The sequence below is a fragment of the Pseudomonas sp. NY15364 genome (assembly GCF_048068235.1).
Lineage (GTDB): Bacteria > Pseudomonadota > Gammaproteobacteria > Pseudomonadales > Pseudomonadaceae > Aquipseudomonas > Aquipseudomonas mendocina_D.
The window spans coordinates 18,121-37,475 of sequence record NZ_JBLUPX010000019.1; the positions used below are offsets into that span (position 1 = coordinate 18,121).

The following is a 19,355-nucleotide window of genomic DNA, read 5'->3' on the forward strand; positions in this document are numbered from 1 at the left end:
TGCCGTCGCCCACGTTCAGGGCACCAGAACATACCCTGCCTGCAACCCTTGTACTTCAATGCCCTCAGTGATTGCCCGTCCTGGTACAACCGGAATCTTCGATGGCGCTGTATCTGCGGTGGCGCGGAACATGACATAAGTTGAACCGTCACTGTCCGTCGTCAATGCCTGTGGCGGCACCACGATGCCCTGCTCGTTGCGGTAGAGGCTGACCGCCAGCCGGGCGCTCATACCCAGCCTGACCTGCGCGGCTTCGGTCTGCGGCGTATCGACGGCAATCACAATGTCGTAGTGGGCGGCTGCGCCGGGGGCATCCGCCGCGTTGCCCTGTACCGCGATGGCGGCAATACGGCCTGTCAGCGTTATCCCGGCGAAGCCATCGCCCGTGATTTGCACGGGCATGCCCTCGCGTAGCTGATGCAGGTCGGTTTCCTCTACGCGGGTGAGTACCTGGATGCGATCCAGCCCGATTACGGTCAGCAGTGGCGTGCCTTGCGTGACCTGTACGCCAGCCTGCGCGATAAGCGCTTTTCCGCCCTCGGGCACCGATGGACGCGCCACCACGCCAGGAAATGGCGCTCTAAGCACGCGCCGTTCGCTTTGCGCCGTCACGGCCTGATAGCGGGCTTGTGCGTTGGTCAGCTCCATCTCGGCAATCTTGCGTTCTTCGCCCTGGCCGCGAGACTCGGCGGTACGCAGTTCGTCCCGGGCGGCAAGCAGGTCTTGCTGCTGGGTGCGTACCTGCTGCGCCAGCGTATCAACTTCCATGCGGGCCACGATCCCACGCTCGAACAACGCCCGCGTGTCTCGCAGGTTGGCCTGCGTGGCTTCCAACGTTGAACGAGCGGTCTGCACGGCGCGTCGGGCGCGTGACACTTCGGGGCTGCCGTCCCAGTTGCGCAGTTGATGGGCTTCCCGTTGTGCCTTGAGCAGTTCGGCCTGTGCCTGCCGCAACTGGATTTCGATTTGCGCCGGGTCAAGCCGCAGCAGTGTCTGGCCCGCCTCAACGGTTTGACCTTCCTGCACCAGCACGTCCCGAATGACGCCTTCAAACGGCGCGGACAGGGTTTCCTGCCGGGCAGCCTGGATGCGGCCCACCAGGCCCAGCTGCTGTTCCACCAACTGGGGCTGTACCTGCACCCATTGCGCTTGTGGTTGCTGGGGGATGCTGGCGTTGTCGGATTGCCAGAAGGCGGCGGAAGTCGCGGCTGTCAGCAACACGAGTAACGCCGAACGCATGGGGTGGCGGCGGACGTGTGCGATCAGTGGGTCTATCAAGCGATTTTTAATCATTCAGCGATATGTCCCAGCTTTCCAGTGTGGTGCCCAGCGTCTGATCGAGTTCGGCCTGCGCGTTCAGGTAGCTGATCAATGCGTTCAGGCGGGCGTTCTCGGCATTGCGCAGGTCGTTCTCGAAACTCAGCACCTGAAAGTTGCTGGAGCGGCCCACGGTGAGCTTTTCCCGTTCAATTTCCAGCTTGCGGCGTGAAAGGTCGAGCGCACGCTGGGCGATTTCGTACTGTCGCCAGCGGGTGCCAATATCGCGCACCGCATTCGCCACGTCGCGCTCCAGTTGCTGGCGGGCTTCGGCCAGCTGGATTTCCTGATTGCGCACGTTGACCTGGGCCTGTACCTCGGCCTGGCGCGTGCTGAGGTCGCCAATGGGGATTTCGACCTGGATGCCGACATAGTTTTCCCAGGTTCGTGCGGAACCGCTCAGGGTATTGCGGTCGCGTATCTGGCTGGCGCCGCCCACCAGAGAAACGTCCCACAGGCGGTCATTACGCGCTACGGCAAGATTGATGGTGGCCTGTTCGCTGTAGATGAGTTGAGAGAGCCAGGCGGGTTGCAAGGCTTCGGCTTGCCGGAGCGCCTCAGCGGCATTGACGTCCACGCGCCGCGCCTGCAGTGCCTCGGTGGCGACTATCGGCGTATTCAGATTCAGGGCGAGTAGCTGCAACAGGGCAAGCCGTGCGGTATCCGTCTGATTGCGGGCCTCTTCATAGGCCAGTTCCTGTGAGGCGACTTCGGCCTCTGTCTGCACGATTTCAAACTCGGCCATGCGTCCGGCAGCGATCATGGCGCGGTTGACTTCAAGCAACTGACGGGCGCGTTGCAACGATTCCCTGGAAATCTTCAACTGCTCCTGTGCCTGCAGCAGGGTGCGGTAGGACGCAATCACTTGCGTGATGGTCTGCGAGACAGTGGATTTCAGGTTGAGCCGGTTGGCCTGCTCGGATAGCCGCGCCAGGCGCACCGGTGCTGTCGCAATATCCTTGCCTGCGCCGCGTAACAACGGCTGGATCAGAGAAATGTTGGCCCCGTCATTGCGTGACAGCCCGGCCTGGTCGGCCTGCGTATGGCGGTACGTCCAGCCCAGGCTTACGCGGGTGCCATAGGGCGTCAGCAATGTGGTTGTGGGGGTTACGGTGCTTTCCCGGTAACGGTCATCCTGATTCCGGCTGGAAAGATAGCCGCCGCTGAGCACCAGTTTGGGTGTGAAGCGGTCTTCCGCCACGCGCAGGTCGAATTTCTGGGCAATGCGATCGAGATAGGCGCTGCGGATGGCGCGGTTGTCGCGCAGCCCCAGATAGATCGCGTCGCTCAGGGTCAACTCGATGGTCTCGGCATTGAGTGAAATGCTGGCCGTCGTCGATGATGGCTGACCCTGGCGGGTCGCCTGGGATGGGCGCAGCGCCCCATCTGTCCTCGCCTGCGCAACGACAGGGGCCATCAGCATGAGTGCGATGAGGATAGACACTTTACGCATCACGCAACGCCTGTACCGGGGTGAGGCGCGCAGCCGCCATCGCAGGCGACAGCCCGAAAAACAGGCCGGTTGCGATGGCGCTGCCAATACCGAGCGGCAATGCCGCCGCCGAGAATGAGAAGTCAGACCAGCCCGAGTAGTGAACGAAGGCCCAGGCCATGATCAGGCCAACAGCCGCGCCAGCCAGTGCCCCGGTGGCGGCCAGTACAACCGCTTCCAGCAGGAAGAGCCTGGCAATGTCCCTGGGGCGAGCGCCGAGCGCCATACGCACGCCTATCTCACGGCGGCGCTCGGCGACGTTCATCACCATGACATTCATGACGCCGATGCCGCCGACCAGCAGGGCGATACTGCCCAGTCCTGCCAGCAGCCAGGAAAACAGGCGTGACTGTTTCGCCATGCCCTCAAGCAACAGTCGGGGAATTTGCACGTTGACCTCATAGCCGGGCATCCTGCCTTCCACCCATTGCTGCAGGGCGGGGGAGGTTTGCACCAGCGTTGCGCCGTTGGGGTTGCGGGCCAGTACGCTGGTGATCTGCGGACTGGGGATGATGCGTCGCATGCCTTCCAGTGGCAGCAAAATGGCGTCGTCCGGCGGGGCGGGAAGCAATGGGTTCTGGCCTGCGGGTTGCAGGATGCCGATCACCTGAAACAGATAACCGCCGATCTGAATGCGGTCGCCGGGCTGGGCATGGATGCCTGCGTTTTCCCACGCCGCTGCGACATTCGCACCCAGCACCGCATGGGTACTGTGCGTATCGAACTGGCTCAGGAAACGCCCCTGCGCCAGTTGGAGATCCAGCACGCCGGGCAGGTCGGCATTGCTGCCCAGTATTGTTGTACTCAGAGCATGGCCTTTAAGCCGGGCGTCACTACTGGTCAGGATGAGAGGAGCTGCCGCTGTAATGTCGGGGATGGCCTGGCGCAACGCGGCGGTATCCAGTGTGGCGACGTTCGGTAACGCCTCGCTGCGGCCGCTGCCGGGGATCTGCACGTTTGCCACAAGCAGATCGCTGCCCATCCCCTTGAAGACGTTCATGGCTTCACGTTCGGCGTTGTGCCCGATGTTCAGCAGGGCAACGACGGCCATGCAGCCCACGGCGATCCCCAGCAGCGCCAGAACGGCACGGCGACCGAGCTGGCGCAGATTCTCCACGGGTTCGCGCACCAGGTGCAGCCATGAGGGGCCGTAGCCATGCGATGAGGTCAGTGTGATGGCAGCACGTCTAGGCATGTCCCGCTTCCTCGATCCGGCCATCGCGGACTTGAATGCAACGAGCCATGCGATCGGCAATCCCGGTATCGTGCGTCACCACAACCAGGGTCGTGCCGCGTTCGCGGTTCAAAGACAGCAGCAGCCCGATGATGTCCTGCGCCGTCTGGCTGTCGAGGTTGCCGGTGGGTTCGTCAGCCAGCAGCAGCGAGGGTTCGCCGACAAGGGCGCGGGCTATCGCGACACGCTGGCGCTGGCCGCCCGACATATCGGCGGGTCGATGGTGGCTGCGGTTGCTCAGGCCGACGCGCTCCAGTTGCGTCAGGGCAGCCTGGCGGGCTTGCGGCTGGGGGATGCCGCGATAGAGCAGCGGGAGTGCCACATTGTCGAGCGCATCGAGCCGTGGCAGCAGGTTGAAACTCTGGAATACGAAGCCAATGATCCGATTACGCGCGATGGCGCGTGATTCGGCATCGGCGTTGGTCATGTCTTCGCCCGCGAGCAGAACACGCCCCGAAGTCGGTTCATCCAGCAGCCCGATGAGGTTGAGCAGCGTGCTTTTCCCTGAGCCAGACGCACCAACGATGGCGCAACTTTGGCCTGTGGGGACAGAAAACGACACATCATACAAAACCGCCTGACTGGACGCGCCCGTAGCATAAGCATGCGTAATATTTTCCAGGCGAATCAAATCGGTGTCGTGAACTCTCTGCATCCTCTCTCCAGATGATTTTGCCGTCCCCTTGCCTGTGCTGTCGCAGCAGACGATGATGTTTCTGGGCTTATGATTTCTGGTTATTTGTTAGTCGTTTTGTTAGTTGTTCCAGCAAGGATTCAAGTTCATCTTTATGTTGTGATGACTCTGTGCTTTTAGCCTCCTGTATCCAGCCCTGCAACTGCATGTCATAGCCTTTGGGAAGTTGGGACTCTTCAATGGCGGGTAGAGATTTATAGTGGTCAAGAACTTCCTGGTGGGTCTCTGCAGATATTTTGCCTGTACGGTTGTAGTCATCCATCATTTTGGCAACAACCTTTACGCGCCACTGATATTCCTGATCATCCGCTTCTGATAAAGCCGCACGGCGCTCGTTGACAGTGAAGGCGCCGCTGTCGTCGTAAGCGATTAGTGCAAGTTGGTCGCGTGACATACCTTTGAATGGATTGCTGCCTTGGCCGTTGGTAAAGGCAGTTGCCTGTTTTGCTTGTGCAAGTCGTTGTGAGTCGTCGGAGTTCGGGACTTCTGCATCATGAATAGCTTTGTTGCGTGTATAGCTTTCACCATAAAGCTCATGAGCGGTCGATTGGGCAATAGCTGCAAGTCCGTCACGATTGGTGATGGCGTCTCGTGTTTCGGCTCGAACGGCGGCATCATTAAGCAGGCGTGATAGCGATGAAACCTGCATTGTTGCACTGTTGGGAGTGTTGATTATCTCAGAGGTCTGAGAGTATGTTGTTTCCCCAGTTTTATTAACAAAACTGCGTTCGCTTACTTGAGTTTGTTGAGGCGTGGTTGTGCCAAGTTGATTAATGCTATTCATATAGCGTCCCGTAGGAATTGTAATCTGCATTGCGCTTTCAGAAAGAGGGGCGACCAGTTACATATGCCGGGTCGCCCGTTGTCAGTTACTTCATCGTGAATTCAACCGTCCACGAGTAGTTTGACAAATTCTGCGATTTGATGGTGGCGGTGCAGACTGCCCCACCGCTAGCGGTTGCAGTTTTGTTCCATTTCGGAATTTTAGTTGGGCCGCCAGGTAGCAGAGCGCCGCCCGAGATTTGATTTACGAAGGTTGTACCGAAGACGCAGGTCTTACTGCCTATGGTATAGCGCACGGTTGCTGCGTTGGCATCGGGGCTGATGATATTTTGCACAACGTATGTGTCAGCACCTTGAGGCTGCACTGTCGTTTTTGGCTTAGGGCTTGCATTGGTGTTGGTACTCACCTCATTATTGGTGACGACCTTGTAGGTGGCCTCTTGAGTGCTGAGGTTTTTGAATGTTACGGTCACTGGCGGGCCAGCAAATGCAGCGCCAGCGGCACACATCGTCGCAGCGGCAAGAGCAGCCGACAGCATGGTTTGTTTGATCTTCATATACGATCTCCTTCAGTGGTATTGAACAATGTATCCGTGCAGGGTTTGTGTTCGCCCGTCCGGTATTGCAGCACTTCGTTGTGCGATTCCATGCGGCAATTCTGCTTTATCTTGCCTGCGTTGAAACGTCTTCTCGTGGATTCTTATTCAATGCAGGCTGATAAAATTTTTGTATAAGTTCCCTACGGGTTAACGGCTACAAATGAGAATTCTTTAGGGTTGGATTGCGTTATTTTTGTGCTGCTCGGGCTTCTGCTGAATTGCAGTGTCCTTGTCAGTGAAAGAACGTCCATGGCGGGACAAACCAGGCAACATTGCCACTATGAAGGTTGCTTCGCCTGGCACCATGACCTGAGGCAGCACCTACAAGCTCTTCTTGGCTGGAGCAGGGACGCGGAGTGGTAGATGCAGGCTGGGGCGGTGCTTCTTGTTCGGCATCAGTCACCGCATGGTTGCTGCTGCCCAGGGGCATGCAGGCAATGATCGGGTAAGATGAAGAGACGATATGACCAAAAAACAAGCACTTGAAGCGGTGTCGTGAGAAAGCGCTTGCCAAGACAGCAAGGGTAGTACATAATCCAGTCCGTCAAGCAGAGCGGTGTACCAAAAACCTCTGTTGAATCAATAGGATAGGGATCGACGGGGAAACCCGTTTCCCGCTCCAGTTTTACACGAGTCGCCAAGGCGGCTCGTTTGCTTCATGGCTGAGTTGCAGAGTGGTTATGCACCGGATTGCAAATCCGTGAACGCCGGTTCGATTCCGACCTCAGCCTCCATACATAAAAAAGCCCCAAGTGATTGATTTACTTGGGGCTTTTTTGTTTTGCATGTAGAACCGCTTGCGGTAGGATGTCGGTCTACGAAGCGATTTATCACCGGTTTTGCCTAAAAGGTGGAGATTGGGTGGAGATTGGGGTGGATTTTTGATTGGTAGGTCGGATTTTTAGGTCGAGTAGAGCGCCTGTGACTCGTTCGATTGCAAATCCGTGAACGCCGGTTCGATTCCGACCTCAGCCTCCAATTTAAAAGGCCTCGTAGATCCATGATTTACGAGGCCTTTTTCATTATCCCTGATGTGCTTTGGCATACCTTGCGAGGACAGGGAGGGCTGTATATAGTCCGGTCCTTCGCACAGCGCTACCGCCCGAATGGCGAAATCGGTAGACGCAGGAGACTTAAAATCTCTCGCCAGTAATGGCGTGCCGGTTCGAGTCCGGCTTCGGGCACCAATGACATGATTTCAGATGTTCCCATATGACTCTGAAACCCAGGAAAACCGGCCTCTGTAGCCGGTTTTTTTGTGCCCGTATGTTCCCGCATGCGTCTGTACATATACCTATTTTAGGTATACGTTTGGGTATACGTCGGTTCGATTGAGGATCGTATACCCATGGCACGCACCGTAACTCCGCTCTCTGACGCCAAGTGCGAGGCCGCCAAGCCGCGCGAGAAGGATTACACCCTGTTCGATGGCCAGGGCCTGTTCCTGCTGGTCAAGGCCAACGGCAGCAAGGTCTGGCGCTTCAAGTTCACCAGGCCGAGCGGGAAGGGCGGGCTGGCCACCTTTGGCAGCTATCCTGCCCTGAGCCTAAAGGCTGCCCGGGTGCGTCGTGCTGAGGCGCTGGAGCTATTGGCTAATGGCATAGACCCCATCGAGAACGCCAGGCAGGTGAGGGCAGCGGCAGTCGCTGCAACCACCAATACCTTCAAGGCTGTTGGCCTGGAGTGGCACGCAGCAGGCGCCCGCAAGTGGTCGAAGGATCACGCCGCCAAGGTGCTGACCCGTCTGGAACAACACCTGTTCCCGGTACTGGGTGATCGCTCTGTCGCTGACCTGAAGGTGCGTGACCTAATCCAGCCCCTCAAGTCCGCCGAGAAGAATGACCACCTCGAGCTGGCCGGTCGGCTGCGTCAGTACATCGACGGCATCATGCGCTACGCCGTTCAGCATGGGCACATCGACAGCAACCCAGCTCGTGACCTACAGGGCGTCACTGCCACGCGTAAGGCGGCGCACAGGCCCGCATTGCCCCTGGAACGCTTGCCCGAGCTGCTGCAGCGTATCGACGACTACAAGGGGCGCCCGCTGACCCGGCTGGCCGTAGGGCTCACACTGCTGGTCTTCATCCGCTCCAGCGAGCTGCGCTTTGCTCGCCGCCAAGAGGTCGACTCACACAACAGCCTGTGGACGATCCCGGCCGAGCGTGAGGCTATCGATGGCGTGAAGCACTCCAGCCGCGGCGCCAAGATGCGCACGCCGCACCTTGTGCCCCTGAGCCGCCAGGCCCTGGATCTGCTGGCCCAGGTCGATCAGCTGTCCGGGCGCTATGAGCTGCTGTTCCCAGGTGACCACTACCACCACAAGCCAATGAGCGAGAACACCGTAAACGCTGCACTGCGCCGCATGGGCTACGACACCAAGGCCGAGGTCTGTGGCCATGGCTTCCGCGCTATGGCTTGCTCTGCGCTGGTTGAGTCGGGTTTGTGGAGTCGGGAGGCCGTTGAACGGCAAATGAGTCACCAGGAGCGCAACAGCGTGCGCGCTGCCTACATTCACAAAGCGGAGCACCTGGAAGAGCGCCGGCTGATGGTGCAGTGGTGGGCAGACTATCTCGATGCCAACCGGAAACAGCACGTCACCCCCTACGACTTCGCCCATCCGGCCGCCGAGGCCGGCAATGTGCTGGAGCTGTTCAGGGCATGAGTAAACGTCATGGCAGCCCCACAAGGCTCAGTGTGCCGCAGTTTCATCATCTGCAATGCCTCACTGAGGAAAGCCTGGCGCAGTTGATTGAGCAGTTTCGGCCGCTGATGGACACTCTCGAAATAGAGCGGCTTGGGTGGCCCGGCAATATCTCCATTCATGCTCGCCGTGTAGTAGCCGTGGCACAGCTCTGCTCCGACGCTTTGGCTACAAAACAGCCTATCGAAGAAGCCATGAACCTTGCTTACACACTTGCCAAGTCTATCGGTGATGCTAACGCTCTGCTTGCGGTGTGGGGTGGCCTCCAAGGCCGGAAACAGGAAAGGCAGAAACGCGCTGCCGGAGGTGCTGCCAGTCATGCTGAGACGAATGCAGCCAAGGCCAAGGCGATTGAGGAGTGGTTGGCTGGCGTACCTCATAAGCGAGGAGACAAAAAGGCTTTTGCATATGCTGTGGCTGCAGAGGCGGGGGTTGATCAGCGCACGGTCTATGACGATTGGCTAAGTCGTAAGTCGATTGAGGCATTCCAAGAAGGCAACTGAATTACCCGGTCCGCTAGTGGACCGGGTTTTCTGCGTTTTAGCTCGCGCATAGTTTAGGCATCGGCAAGCAACTGAGGACACGCCGATGCAAAACCCCAACTATCAAAACTCAACACACCAGGCCTCTGGTGTAGAGCAGATGCTGAGCTTCAGCGAAGTCTGCAGCCTGCTGCGCAAGTCACGCTCCGGGCTGTACAAGCTGATGGCCAGCGACTCCAACTTCCCGAAGCCCATCAAGGATGGCCATGCTCGCTCGGCCCGGTCTTACTTCGCGGCCCGGGAAATCGCCGCGTATCAGGAAGCCAAGCTGGCCGGGAGGGACGCAGCATGATACCGCTTGCACTTCCTCTCGCTCAGGGCTATGGTTTGCGTGTCGCAGTAAATCCTGTGACCGACCTTGGCCGGTCGAGAACCTCTAGGCGCACAAGCGCCCACCATCCGATTGCAGGCGCTTTTTTTGTGCCCACAGCATCGTGTTATGGCGGCTGTGCGTGGGACACCTTCGGGTGTGCCGGGTGCCTAGAGTCCCGGTCGGCCAACCTGCGTACAGCTGTCACCATTCCTCGCTTGGCCGCGAGCGGTGACGGCTCCTTAACTCTAGGAGCTCCGCCCATGAAACACGCCCTCAATCCGTCCGCATCCCATGCCGCTGCGTGGAAGGCTCGTGCCTTCGCTGCTTTGCGTGGCAATTCCTCCCTGTCTGTCCGCCTGGCTCGCTACAACGAAGCCATGCAGCGCGCTCGCGCCTTGGAGTCCGTAGGGGGTGTGAAATGAACGCAGTTACCAATCAATCCGTCATTGCTGAAGCTATCGAGGCTGCGCAAGTCAAGGCGCCCCTGAATGCGTCCCTGAAAGGCGAAATTGAATCCATCAGCAAGGCTATCGACAAAGCCGGCCAGGCCGTTTGCGGCATCGCCCAGGTCTTGCAGGCTGATTTGATAAGCAGGGCATCCGGTGACGACTGTGAGCCGCTGAGCGACTTTACGAAGGGCTGCCTTTTGAGCGGGCTTGAACTGCTATCCCAAGTGCTTTGGGATCGGAGTGAAAAGTTGGAGAGGATCGCAGCGGAAGGGAGGGGCCTGTAATGAAAACTCGCAACCAAAAGACCGCCAAGCAGGCTACGACGATCCAAAACCGTTTCCACGCATTCGCTGGTGATACCAAAGAGCACCCGATGTTCTCGGTAAATGCCGGTGTTCCGGTCGACTCTGCGCTGGAAACAGCGTCGTGCCTTCTCTACACCGTCAAGCAGCTGCTGACTTCAGCTGCGGATGATGGCGGCATGGACTGCAATCAGAGCGCCGCGGTTCTGATTCTCGTCACCCAGGCTAAGGCCGCTCTCGATGCGGCCTGGGAAGGTATTGACGATGGCGAAGACCTGCTGCTGAAAGCTCAGGCCGGGGAGTAACCACCATGACTATTCAAAACGGCGCCCATGCGCTGATGGGATCGGCTTGCCTGGAGAAAGTGCTGGGCCGCCTGGATAAGGTCAAAGCGGCAGGCTCCGGACGCTGGAAAGCCTGCTGCCCTGCCCACGATGACAGGGACCCTAGCCTAAGCATCCGCGAGGCCGAGGACGGCAAGGTGCTGATGCACTGCTGGGCCGGCTGCACCACCCGCGACATTCTCACGGCGATCGGTCTGGAGCTGCGCGACCTGTTCCCCGGCGACAAGCCGGCGCGCCGAGGGCCGAGCCGGGCCGCTGTCGAGCATGAGCGTACCGTCTATCAGATCGGCCTCTCTATGCAGCAGACCGGATGCCGACTGAGCATCGAGGATCAGGCCCGCTTCGAGCTGGCCAAGCAGCGCCTGGGGGTGACTGCATGAGCGGCGGTGATCGATTTGCCAAGGAGTGGGAAGGTGTCAGTACTCTGCCCAAGCCTGCATGCGCGTCAGCCTGGCGTGCCAACCTTGTGTCGGCCGCGACCATCACCCCGAAGGCAGCGCAGTGGCTTTGGCCACAGTGGTTGCCCAGGGGAATGCTCACCATCCTGGCCGGTGCCGGCGGTGATGGAAAAACCACCCTTACTCTGGGCCTGATCGCCACCATGACCAGCGGTGGCCGCTGGCCGGACGGTACTCACTGCAGCGAGAAGCAGAACGCGGTGATCTTCTCCAGCGAGGACTCTGCCGAGCACACCATCATCCCTCGCTTGATCGCCGCCGCCGCTGACTTGAGCCGCGTATTCATCATGCAGGGCCGTATCAACGACCTGGGCGAGCAGGAGCCGTTCGACCCTTCACGTGATTGCGACCTGCTGGCGCGGGAGATGGAGCGCATCGGCGGCGCCGGCCTGATCATGATCGATCCCATCGTGGCAGCGGTGAGCGGCGACATGCACCGCGCCAACGACGTTCGCCGGTCGCTGCAGCCTCTGGTGAACCTGGCGGAGCAGCATGGCGCCGCCGTGGTGGGCATTTCGCACTTTTCCAAGGGCAGCCAGGCCAGCAGCCCCGCCGAGCGCGTGCTGGGCAGCCAGGCATTCACCGCCCTGGCGCGCATGGTGCTGGTCAGTGCCAAGCGTGAGGGAGAGGAAGACCGGGTGCTGGCGCGAGCCAAGTCGAACATCAGTGCCGACGACGGCGGCTGCACCTACATGATCGAGCCGACCACCATCGACGGCGGAATCGCGACCGTGCGTGCAACCTGGGGTGACGTGATCGACGGCAGTGCCCGGGAGATCCTGGCGGACGTTGAACAACTCAGCCTCGATAACGATCCCGACGAGGACGATCCGACCGAGGTGCTACGCCGGGTTCTGAGCGCCGGCCGGATCGACGGGAAAGAGGCGAAGCGGACGATGGCCAATAATGGCTTTTCGGCCAAACAGGTGCGATCTGCACGGGAGAAACTGGCCGTCGAAATCGTCCGCGAGGGCTTCGGCAAGGAGATTATCTCCTACTGGTCGCTGCCTGCATTCGTGCCCAAATCTCCATTCGTGCCCTCCGAAACCCATTCGTGCCCACTCTCAGGAGAGGGCACGAATGAGGAAAAAGGGCACGAATGGGCAAATGAGCCTCCTCCCCTGAGCAGCCACCCAGTGCCGCCAGCCTTCGATGAATCGGATGCGGAGGCACTGTGATGGCCGCTATCGACTACCTCACCGAAAAGGGCTTTTCGGCCAAGGTCTCCGGCAAGCATCTGGTGGTTTCCCCTGCCAGCCGCCTCACCGATGACGTGCGCAAATACATCAAGGCCCACCGCCTGGAGCTACTCGCTGAACTGGCCGCCAACGACGGCCAGGAGCGCCGATCCCATTGGCAGATCACACGGGGCGGGAACCCCCTGTGCGTGATGATCACCGAGCCAATCACCCATGCCGAGGCGCTGGATGCAGCGCGCTGGCGCTGGCCGGATGTGGAGGTGCCCCGTGACTGATCCCCTCAAAGAAGAGGTACTGTCTGCTCTCCAGCGCATGGGGGTGACGCCACTTCTCGGTGGGCTGGTTCCAGAGCCTGCTGTAGCTGACTTGCTTGGCTACGCCCAGAGCTATCTCCGCCGGTTGGCTGCTGCTGGGCAGGCGCCAATACCTTTCGTCCGCAGAGGTAACAGGCGCTTCTACAAAGTCGACGATATCTGTCTGTTCGTCACCAAAACCGTCGGATAACGACCAAGTTAGACGCTGACCTGCGAGCCAGTGGTTCGTAGGGTTATCCCCATAGCCAGGTACGCCGGGCGCTACCTGCTTACACCACGCTTCGCGCTGGTGGGTCACCGACATGCCGGGCGCTGTCGGTGGCTCTTCCTTCTTCTCCCCATGCACAAACACCGGAGCCAATCCGATGGCACAGAAAAACGAATCACGCTGGGAACGCCTGCGCGCTCAAGCCGCCGCCGGTAACGGCCCATCGCCCACCGATTCCCGCGTACTTGCCACTATCACCGAGGAAATGACCGAAATGGATAACGACATTGGCCAAATGGCCGCCGTTATGAAAGCCCACAACGACACCCTGGCTAACCATCAGGAAGGTCTGAAAAATTATGGCGAGAAGCAGCTTGAGCTGCAGGCGCGCCTGCTGGAACTGGAGCAAAAAGCGGTCGGTAGCGGCTTCGCTTCCGCTACCCGCGGATCCGCCGAAACCAACAGTGTCATCGCTGCGCACGTCGCTGGCTCTGAAGGCATTGCCGCAGTCAAGGCAGGGCAAAAAACCAGCGGCCGCATCACTCAGCAAGAAGGCGTGAAAGCAGCGCTCACCAACCCAGGTCGCGGCAATACCGATAGCAACTCCTTTCCCACTGCGCCACAGCGTGCTCCTGGCATTGTCGGTGTGCCGACTCCGGCTCTGACCCTGCTGGATGTTCTGCCAATCCTTCCGGTGGAGAGCTCGACCTATGAGTATGTCCACCTGGATGACTTCCTGAGTGGCGCTGACTATCAGGAGAAAGAGGGCGATGAGAAGGCCGAAGGCGAATTGCCAACCGCCTTGAAGCGCGCGGAAATTGCGACCATTGCCGCTTGGCTTCCTGCCAGTAAGCAGGTGCTGGACGACAACAGCGAACTGGAAAACCAGATCGGCATGCTGATGAGCACTGGCGTACGCCAAAAGCTCGAGCGCGAGCTGATTGCTGGCGCCGGCGGCCCGGGAGAGATCGAGGGGCTGATCAGCCAGGCGCTGCCGCTCGTCTCCACCATGCCACATGCAGCCGACCGCATCGGCGAAGCCATTACCAGCCTGAAGGCGCGCGGCTGGGCGCCGAGCGCAGTGATCATGAATCCGGCGGACTGGTTCCAGATCGCCAGTGAGCGAGCGGAGACCGGCAACGGCCAGTATGTCCTGGGCAGTCCACGCGACCCTTCTCCGCCCAGCCTGTGGGGTGTGCCGGTTGTGGTGACTGTTGCGATGCCTGATGGTCAAGCCCTAGTGCTGGATACCGCAACGCTCGCCCTTCTCGATCGCCAGGAGGTGACCGTAGAAGCCAGCCGCCACGACGGCAGCAACTTCCGCCGCAACCTGGTGACGATCCTGGCAGAGCTGCGTGCCGGCCTGGCTGTGTATGCCCCCACCGCGAACCTGCTGGTCGAACTCAACTCCACTGGCGGCTAACCCCACTCATGGCCTGCCGTCGGCGGGCCATCTCCAGATTTAAGCGGAAACGAATCATGAATGAGACCAATGAAGCCGTCACTGCCCCGGTGGGCGTAGTCGCAGCAGATGCCGATCACACCAACATCGAGGACACCATCCAACTTCTCAGGAAGTGCCGCGTCTTGATGTATCGAGCAGGTGCCCGGGCGTTGCTCAATCAACGGATTGATGAACTACAGGAGAAGGGGCTGAGCCCCGCGGGTGTGCTGGAAAGCCTGCGCAACGATCCTCCGATCCTGGATCCCAGCTTCTGACAGGGGGCAGGGCAAAACCTCACGATCTTGGCAGCCTCGAACGACGGGGGGAGCCAAATTTCCATACCCGCGAAAAATGAAATTCAGGAGTTTCCCATATGAACGAGCTACAGATCCTTTTTCCAGCAGCAACCCGCATCAAGGTCGGACGCCGCTGGGTCTCTATCCGCCCGGTTGAGTTCCGTTCCTTCGATGAGTTCGGTACCGCCTCGGCTGAACTGCTTGCGCTCCTGGCCAAGGGCGACTTGTCGCAGATCTATAGCTGGTCAAAGCGTGCGGAAGTTGTTCAGGCCGTGCTGGCCAATTGCACCAACCTCACGAAATGGCGTATCGCACGGCTTCCCGTCACGGTTGGTGTTGAACTCATGCTGCACGTTATTGCGTTGAACTCGCGTTTTTTCGAGCAAGCCCTGGTCAACGCGACGGCGCTGTTGGCTGGGGCGACCTCGCCCAAAAGCTGATCCAGGCTGGTCATCCACCCGATGCCGTTGGTCGATACACCTTGGATCAGCTTCAGCTGTTTCTCGGGGCCATTGAGCGTGAAGGCATGGAGCGCGCCCGGGTGAGCCTTATAGCCGCACGGGCAGCCCATGCAAAAGCTGCAGATTTCAAGAAGATCCTGAAGGGGTTCGGCGGATGAGCAAGGTTAAAACGCAACTGATCGTTGAGGGCCAGAACAGAACTCGCAAGGCGTTCAATGAGGTCGATAACTCACTGACCAGCCTGAGCGGGAAAGCCAAGGCCGCCGGCTCCGCTCTGGCGGGCGCGTTCTCTGTTGGGGTAATGGCCAACTTCCTCAAGAATACCGCTGCAGCAGTAGAGCAGATGTCGAGGTTGGCTAGCCTTTCGGGGGCGTCGGCCGCTCAATTCCAGCGATGGGCCTATGCCGCGAAGTCGGTAGGGTTCGAGCAGGACAAACTGGGCGACATCTTCAAGGATGTGCAGGACAAGGTCGGGGACTTTCTGCAGACCGGTGGCGGCCCGATGGCCGACTTCTTCGAGAACATCGCGCCGAAGGTAGGCGTCACTGCGGAGAACTTCCGGAACCTGTCTGGCCCCGATGCCCTGCAGCTCTACGTCAACTCACTGGAGAAGGCCAATCTCAGCCAGAGCGAGATGACCTTCTATCTGGAGGCGATCGCCAACGATGCCGCGCTGCTGCTCCCGCTGCTGTCACAAAACGGTGCCGCGGCGCGCGCCCTGGGCGATGAGGCCGAGCGGCTGGGGCGTATTCTGGACGAAGAAACCACGGAGAGCATTCGCCGCTTCAACAGCTCGCTCCGCGACCTCAGCGGCGCTGGCCAGGGGCTGGCCAACCAGGTGACCGGGGTGGCAGCCGAAGCCATCAACGCCACCGGCGTGATCGACACTTTCACGGCTAGCGTCGACAGGATGTCAGGGGTGGTGAAGCAAGCCAACCAGGCGCAAGCGCCCGGCTGGCTCGACAAGTTTCTGGAGTATTTCCGGCTGCTCAGCCGGCCAGAGTTGACCGATGCAGCGCTGGGTTTTCTGACCTTCGGTTTCACCAAGAAGAGCGCCGGCGTCGCTGAGCAGGAGTCGGCGGCCGACGACCTCAAGAAGATCGAACAGCAGCGCGTTGCCGACTACACCGAGAGCGTCAACCAACTGAAGGCAAAGCAGACCGAAGCCGTCAGCAATGCAGAGGCAGCTCTCAAGGCCATGGTGGGGGCCGAGAAGGCTGCAGCCACGGAGCTGGAGGCAGCGAAAAAGGCGCAACTGGACACCCAGAAGCGCTACAGCGACGCGCTGGCCAAGGTCAATGCTGGCGCAGGCCCGGAGGCCTCGCTGATCGGCGTCATGTCGCTCAGGAACGCAGCGAATCAAGCGCTGCGCGCCGGCGACGTCGAGGGCGCCAAGGCGAACGCCCAGGCCGCCCTGGAGATGCTGCAGCAGTTGGCCGACGCGGGCGCGAACACCTACGGTTTTGCCGGCTTCATCAAGAGCCTGCAGGCCATCGAAGACCAGGCCGATCAGATCAGCGTCGACAAGGCGAAGAACAGTTTCGATGAGGTTCAGCAGAAGGCTATAGACCTGAAGGAACTGCTCGACAGCATCAGCACCACCGTGATCAGCGTGCAGATGGACGAGAAGGCTCTGGCCAAGGCTCGCGCGGACATCGAGGCGTTGAGCAAGCTGGCCGCGGGCGAAACCGTAGCCTCGTCAGCCGTGGCCGCGACGTCGGAAAGCAATCGCGCCGGCACTCCCAGGGCAGCAACTCCGCCGCCCAGCGCTGCGCCGATCCGGCAGGATGGCCACAACAGCTTCACCAATCTGCCGCCGGTCGAGGTTGAGGTGGTGCCAACGGGGATACGACAGGATGGGCCGAATAGCTTCACCAACCTGCCGCCTGTTCCCGTGGACGTGCTGCCCCAGGGCATTCGCCAGGACGGCGAGAACAGCTTCACCAACTTGCCGCCGTTGAGCGTTGACCTTCAGGTCGATCAGGAGGCATCGAGCCAGGCGCAGCAGCAGATCGCCGCGCTGGCGCAACAGTTCGCCGCGCAGTTGGTCATCCCGGTTACCCCAGTAGTTGGAGCCGCCGGAGCGCAACAGCCCGCCCAGGTGGACAAGTTCGCCACCGGGGGGATGGTGCGCGGCCCAGGCTCCGGCACCAGCGACAGCATCCCGGCCCTGCTGTCGAATGGCGAGTACGTTATCCGCGCCGCGGCGGTGAGCCGGCTGGGCCAAGGCTTCCTCGATCTCCTCAACCGCGGAATGCCAATTTCTCGGTTTGCGGATGGGGGATTGGTCGAAGCCTCCACGCTTGCAGGTGCAGCAGAACCGGCCTTCAAGAGCTTTGGCAGACTGGATATCGCTTTGGGCGATCAGGTACTGCAGACCTATGTGCAGCCATCGCCGAGCCTAGGGCAAGAGCTGAAGCGCGCACGGATGAAGTTCGGGAGTACTCGATTGCGCTAACACTCCCGTTTTTCCGGGTATGTACAGACCCCGCCCAGCGACACTGGCGCGGGGTCTTCTTGTTTTCGCTAGGGAGAACAGCGCGGATGATCTCCTGCAACGCAGGCAATCTCATCAATCAGGATGGCGCTGATCTGCGCCATCGTCTGCGTAACCAGGTCTGCCCCGAAAATCCCACTGTACAGTGGGATTTCCTCACTTTGAGGGGAGAGGGTGAAGGAAGGTGCGCGAGGTGGTTCGGCGCCCCAGGATTGCTCACTGCTTGGCGAGTGCGGCCTGGATCTGGTCGGCGTATGTCGACAGGTTCGAGAACTCCACCTTCAGACTGGTGGCGTCAGCACCAGAAGCTTTGGCCGCGATCACCTCCAGGGCTGCGGCCACAGCATAGGCGCGACGACGCGCAGCATCGTCAACGCCACCAGAGATTGAAGAATGAAGAACGCTCGCGGTGATTGTTGATTGAGACATAGCTGGTTCCTTACTGAGTTGTTGAGCTGCTACTCATAGAGGCACAGAGGCGCGATTGCAAGTTGCCATCTCACAAGCTGCATGCTCTGCCGGCCTGGCTGCAACCTTTTCAGTGAGCGCGTCGGCGCGCCCTGCGAGCACAAATGGGGAGGGCGGGGTAAAACCTCGCGGCCATTGGATGCCCGAACGACGGGGGGAGCCAAATTTTCGCGCCGTCAAAATTCGAATTTAAAAATTTGAGGTAGCGAGATGGCTGGAAAGCCAACCGGTCCGAAGTGAGTAGACAGCTTGAATACCCTAGCAGCAGGTCGATTTTAGCTGGGGCCAGTGCAAACGATTGCACCTGAAACGGAAAGCCCCGCGAGGACGGGGCTGAACGGTACTCAGTAAATCTTTGTCACAAGCACACCTTTCGGCACCATTGAGCCCTTGTTTGGGTCTTGTGTGTAAGTAACGGTTAAGTCGGCTTTGATATGTTGGTCACGCTTCGCCTTCGTCATGTCTACGCTAGGGTCAAATGAAAGCGCAAGCTTCTTCTTCGTGGCGATAGATGGGATGACGGCGATCCAGCCAGTATCTGAGTCTCTATTGAGCTTCCTGATGTCGACGTCAACATTGGAGTAATTCACTTCGAGATCTCCTGCGCTGAAATCAACCCTCTCTGGAGAGTCTGTTGCCGCGGCTTGCGATATCGTAACTGTCGCTGCGACTGCCTTCTCACCAGCATAAATGGCACCGCCATTCGCTCCTGCTGCTGGTTTAACAAAATCTATCGAAGCGGCGGCGATCTTCTTCTTATCCGCTTTCATTCCTGCCGCAACGGCATCGTCTATCTGTTTTTGCGTGGCATTGAACACGTCACCGCCTGCCACTATGACATTACTGTTATTAGCCGTAATGGATGGGGCATTCGTTCCTGAAAACTGGTTCACCAGTGTCAGCCCACTGGATACAACCACAAGCACAGCCGCTGCCGCAAAAGCCCCAGCCCCTGCTATTCGAGTCACTGAACCCATTTTTGTCGTCTTCAGCCAAGTTTCGAATTTCTTCTTCTCTTGAGCGGTCAGAAATTTAAGACCGAGCTCAAAAATCTCCTTAAGGCTACCACTTTCTATCTTGGAAACCTTGATCTCACAGCTGTCTATCTCTACACCGCTTAGCGACGAGAAGAATGCTGGGAGGGCAACGGAAAGCCTATCTAGAGATGACAGTGCCTTGACGATTACGGGTATCGGAACGGGGTATTTTGTGTCGTAGTAGAAAGCCAGAGGCATACTGA

The 19,355-nt window shown here is 59.5% G+C and carries 22 protein-coding genes and 2 tRNA genes; 16 read left to right on the forward strand and 8 right to left on the reverse strand.

Annotated features, from left to right (window positions below; genetic code table 11):
* Positions 1-15: 15 nt before the first annotated feature.
* The 6 genes from ACNFCJ_RS16040 to ACNFCJ_RS16065 all read right to left on the reverse strand — a co-directional run bounded on the left by ACNFCJ_RS16040 (position 16) and on the right by ACNFCJ_RS16065 (position 6,077).
* Complete coding sequence (locus tag ACNFCJ_RS16040; RefSeq protein ID WP_094267737.1) at positions 16-1,293, reverse strand: efflux RND transporter periplasmic adaptor subunit; 1,278 nt, start codon at positions 1,291-1,293, stop codon at positions 16-18.
* Positions 1,286-2,770 (reverse strand): TolC family protein, encoded by a 1,485-nt coding sequence (locus tag ACNFCJ_RS16045; protein ID WP_094267738.1) that lies wholly within the window; start codon positions 2,768-2,770, stop codon positions 1,286-1,288. The genes ACNFCJ_RS16040 and ACNFCJ_RS16045 overlap by 8 nt, the downstream gene beginning before the upstream one ends.
* Positions 2,763-3,926, reverse strand: a complete 1,164-nt coding sequence (locus ACNFCJ_RS16050; RefSeq protein WP_336470054.1) for an ABC transporter permease — start codon at positions 3,924-3,926, stop codon at positions 2,763-2,765. Before ACNFCJ_RS16050 ends, ACNFCJ_RS16045 begins: the two co-directional genes overlap by 8 nt.
* 70 nt (positions 3,927-3,996) lie before the next feature.
* Entirely contained in the window at positions 3,997-4,698 is a 702-nt protein-coding gene (locus ACNFCJ_RS16055; RefSeq protein WP_094267740.1) for an ABC transporter ATP-binding protein, read from the reverse strand.
* 67 nt (positions 4,699-4,765) lie between these two features.
* On the reverse strand, positions 4,766-5,521 hold the full coding sequence (locus tag ACNFCJ_RS16060) for a hypothetical protein (RefSeq protein ID WP_094267741.1): 756 nt from the start codon (positions 5,519-5,521) through the stop codon (positions 4,766-4,768).
* 85 nt (positions 5,522-5,606) lie between these two features.
* The gene (locus tag ACNFCJ_RS16065) at positions 5,607-6,077 is read right to left on the reverse strand and encodes a hypothetical protein (protein ID WP_094267742.1); all 471 of its coding nucleotides are present in this window, start codon (positions 6,075-6,077) and stop codon (positions 5,607-5,609) included.
* 702 nt (positions 6,078-6,779) lie between these two features.
* Between ACNFCJ_RS16065 and ACNFCJ_RS16070 the strand changes: the two genes are divergently transcribed.
* From ACNFCJ_RS16070 to ACNFCJ_RS16145, 16 genes are all read left to right on the forward strand, one after another.
* A tRNA-Cys gene (locus ACNFCJ_RS16070) sits at positions 6,780-6,853 on the forward strand.
* Between the two features lie 366 nt (positions 6,854-7,219).
* Positions 7,220-7,306 (forward strand) — tRNA-Leu (locus ACNFCJ_RS16075).
* A 161-nt stretch (positions 7,307-7,467) separates the two neighbouring features.
* Positions 7,468-8,781 (forward strand): tyrosine-type recombinase/integrase, encoded by a 1,314-nt coding sequence (locus tag ACNFCJ_RS16080; RefSeq protein WP_416772384.1) that lies wholly within the window; start codon positions 7,468-7,470, stop codon positions 8,779-8,781.
* Positions 8,778-9,323, forward strand: a complete 546-nt coding sequence (locus tag ACNFCJ_RS16085) for a hypothetical protein (RefSeq protein WP_296235799.1) — start codon at positions 8,778-8,780, stop codon at positions 9,321-9,323. The genes ACNFCJ_RS16080 and ACNFCJ_RS16085 overlap by 4 nt, the downstream gene beginning before the upstream one ends.
* 85 nt (positions 9,324-9,408) lie before the next feature.
* Positions 9,409-9,654, forward strand: a complete 246-nt coding sequence (locus ACNFCJ_RS16090; RefSeq protein WP_296235801.1) for a helix-turn-helix transcriptional regulator — start codon at positions 9,409-9,411, stop codon at positions 9,652-9,654.
* Positions 9,655-9,935: 281 nt separating this feature from the next.
* A complete protein-coding gene (locus ACNFCJ_RS16095; protein WP_296235803.1) occupies positions 9,936-10,097 on the forward strand; it encodes a hypothetical protein in 162 nt (53 codons plus the stop codon).
* Complete coding sequence (locus ACNFCJ_RS16100; protein ID WP_416772386.1) at positions 10,094-10,408, forward strand: hypothetical protein; 315 nt, start codon at positions 10,094-10,096, stop codon at positions 10,406-10,408. The genes ACNFCJ_RS16095 and ACNFCJ_RS16100 overlap by 4 nt, the downstream gene beginning before the upstream one ends.
* Positions 10,408-10,731 (forward strand): DUF3077 domain-containing protein, encoded by a 324-nt coding sequence (locus tag ACNFCJ_RS16105; protein WP_416772388.1) that lies wholly within the window; start codon positions 10,408-10,410, stop codon positions 10,729-10,731. The genes ACNFCJ_RS16100 and ACNFCJ_RS16105 overlap by 1 nt, the downstream gene beginning before the upstream one ends.
* 5 nt (positions 10,732-10,736) lie before the next feature.
* Positions 10,737-11,150: a virulence-associated protein E gene (locus tag ACNFCJ_RS16110; protein WP_416772390.1), complete on the forward strand. Its 414-nt coding sequence runs from the start codon at positions 10,737-10,739 to the stop codon at positions 11,148-11,150.
* Positions 11,147-12,406, forward strand: coding sequence for an AAA family ATPase (locus ACNFCJ_RS16115; RefSeq protein WP_416772391.1), 1,260 nt, complete (start codon positions 11,147-11,149; stop codon positions 12,404-12,406). Before ACNFCJ_RS16110 ends, ACNFCJ_RS16115 begins: the two co-directional genes overlap by 4 nt.
* Entirely contained in the window at positions 12,406-12,702 is a 297-nt protein-coding gene (locus ACNFCJ_RS16120; protein WP_416772392.1) for a hypothetical protein, read from the forward strand. The genes ACNFCJ_RS16115 and ACNFCJ_RS16120 overlap by 1 nt, the downstream gene beginning before the upstream one ends.
* Positions 12,695-12,931, forward strand: a complete 237-nt coding sequence (locus ACNFCJ_RS16125; protein ID WP_416772394.1) for a helix-turn-helix transcriptional regulator — start codon at positions 12,695-12,697, stop codon at positions 12,929-12,931. The genes ACNFCJ_RS16120 and ACNFCJ_RS16125 overlap by 8 nt, the downstream gene beginning before the upstream one ends.
* A gap of 112 nt (positions 12,932-13,043) precedes the next feature.
* The gene (locus ACNFCJ_RS16130) at positions 13,044-14,372 is read left to right on the forward strand and encodes a phage major capsid protein (protein WP_416772395.1); all 1,329 of its coding nucleotides are present in this window, start codon (positions 13,044-13,046) and stop codon (positions 14,370-14,372) included.
* A 56-nt stretch (positions 14,373-14,428) separates the two neighbouring features.
* On the forward strand, positions 14,429-14,668 hold the full coding sequence (locus tag ACNFCJ_RS16135) for a hypothetical protein (protein ID WP_416772397.1): 240 nt from the start codon (positions 14,429-14,431) through the stop codon (positions 14,666-14,668).
* Between the two features lie 98 nt (positions 14,669-14,766).
* Positions 14,767-15,129, forward strand: a complete 363-nt coding sequence (locus ACNFCJ_RS16140; RefSeq protein WP_296235819.1) for a hypothetical protein — start codon at positions 14,767-14,769, stop codon at positions 15,127-15,129.
* A 175-nt stretch (positions 15,130-15,304) separates the two neighbouring features.
* Complete coding sequence (locus ACNFCJ_RS16145) at positions 15,305-17,608, forward strand: hypothetical protein (RefSeq protein ID WP_416772399.1); 2,304 nt, start codon at positions 15,305-15,307, stop codon at positions 17,606-17,608.
* 255 nt (positions 17,609-17,863) lie between these two features.
* Here ACNFCJ_RS16145 and ACNFCJ_RS16150 read toward each other — a convergent pair whose 3' ends face one another.
* Together ACNFCJ_RS16150 and ACNFCJ_RS16155 are read right to left on the reverse strand one after the other, a co-directional pair.
* Positions 17,864-18,076: a hypothetical protein gene (locus tag ACNFCJ_RS16150; RefSeq protein ID WP_416772400.1), complete on the reverse strand. Its 213-nt coding sequence runs from the start codon at positions 18,074-18,076 to the stop codon at positions 17,864-17,866.
* Between the two features lie 383 nt (positions 18,077-18,459).
* Positions 18,460-19,350, reverse strand: coding sequence for a hypothetical protein (locus ACNFCJ_RS16155; protein WP_296235825.1), 891 nt, complete (start codon positions 19,348-19,350; stop codon positions 18,460-18,462).
* Positions 19,351-19,355: the final 5 nt, after the last annotated feature.

What these genes read in the sequence shown, in the direction of transcription:
- ACNFCJ_RS16140 (WP_296235819.1), top strand. Translation starts at nt 14,767, where the DNA reads ATGAACGAGCTACAGATCCTTTTTCCAGCAGCAACCCGCATCAAGGTC.
- ACNFCJ_RS16045 (WP_094267738.1), bottom strand. Translation starts at nt 2,770, where the DNA reads ATGCGTAAAGTGTCTATCCTCATCGCACTCATGCTGATGGCCCCTGTC.
- ACNFCJ_RS16150 (WP_416772400.1), bottom strand. Translation starts at nt 18,076, where the DNA reads ATGTCTCAATCAACAATCACCGCGAGCGTTCTTCATTCTTCAATCTCT.
- ACNFCJ_RS16065 (WP_094267742.1), bottom strand. Translation starts at nt 6,077, where the DNA reads ATGAAGATCAAACAAACCATGCTGTCGGCTGCTCTTGCCGCTGCGACG.
- ACNFCJ_RS16155 (WP_296235825.1), bottom strand. Translation starts at nt 19,350, where the DNA reads ATGCCTCTGGCTTTCTACTACGACACAAAATACCCCGTTCCGATACCC.
- ACNFCJ_RS16060 (WP_094267741.1), bottom strand. Translation starts at nt 5,521, where the DNA reads ATGAATAGCATTAATCAACTTGGCACAACCACGCCTCAACAAACTCAA.
- ACNFCJ_RS16135 (WP_416772397.1), top strand. Translation starts at nt 14,429, where the DNA reads ATGAATGAGACCAATGAAGCCGTCACTGCCCCGGTGGGCGTAGTCGCA.
- ACNFCJ_RS16100 (WP_416772386.1), top strand. Translation starts at nt 10,094, where the DNA reads ATGAACGCAGTTACCAATCAATCCGTCATTGCTGAAGCTATCGAGGCT.
- ACNFCJ_RS16040 (WP_094267737.1), bottom strand. Translation starts at nt 1,293, where the DNA reads ATGATTAAAAATCGCTTGATAGACCCACTGATCGCACACGTCCGCCGC.
- ACNFCJ_RS16095 (WP_296235803.1), top strand. Translation starts at nt 9,936, where the DNA reads ATGAAACACGCCCTCAATCCGTCCGCATCCCATGCCGCTGCGTGGAAG.
- ACNFCJ_RS16145 (WP_416772399.1), top strand. Translation starts at nt 15,305, where the DNA reads ATGAGCAAGGTTAAAACGCAACTGATCGTTGAGGGCCAGAACAGAACT.
- ACNFCJ_RS16120 (WP_416772392.1), top strand. Translation starts at nt 12,406, where the DNA reads ATGGCCGCTATCGACTACCTCACCGAAAAGGGCTTTTCGGCCAAGGTC.
- ACNFCJ_RS16080 (WP_416772384.1), top strand. Translation starts at nt 7,468, where the DNA reads ATGGCACGCACCGTAACTCCGCTCTCTGACGCCAAGTGCGAGGCCGCC.
- ACNFCJ_RS16130 (WP_416772395.1), top strand. Translation starts at nt 13,044, where the DNA reads ATGCCGGGCGCTGTCGGTGGCTCTTCCTTCTTCTCCCCATGCACAAAC.
- ACNFCJ_RS16090 (WP_296235801.1), top strand. Translation starts at nt 9,409, where the DNA reads ATGCAAAACCCCAACTATCAAAACTCAACACACCAGGCCTCTGGTGTA.
- ACNFCJ_RS16055 (WP_094267740.1), bottom strand. Translation starts at nt 4,698, where the DNA reads ATGCAGAGAGTTCACGACACCGATTTGATTCGCCTGGAAAATATTACG.
- ACNFCJ_RS16085 (WP_296235799.1), top strand. Translation starts at nt 8,778, where the DNA reads ATGAGTAAACGTCATGGCAGCCCCACAAGGCTCAGTGTGCCGCAGTTT.
- ACNFCJ_RS16115 (WP_416772391.1), top strand. Translation starts at nt 11,147, where the DNA reads ATGAGCGGCGGTGATCGATTTGCCAAGGAGTGGGAAGGTGTCAGTACT.
- ACNFCJ_RS16110 (WP_416772390.1), top strand. Translation starts at nt 10,737, where the DNA reads ATGACTATTCAAAACGGCGCCCATGCGCTGATGGGATCGGCTTGCCTG.
- ACNFCJ_RS16105 (WP_416772388.1), top strand. Translation starts at nt 10,408, where the DNA reads ATGAAAACTCGCAACCAAAAGACCGCCAAGCAGGCTACGACGATCCAA.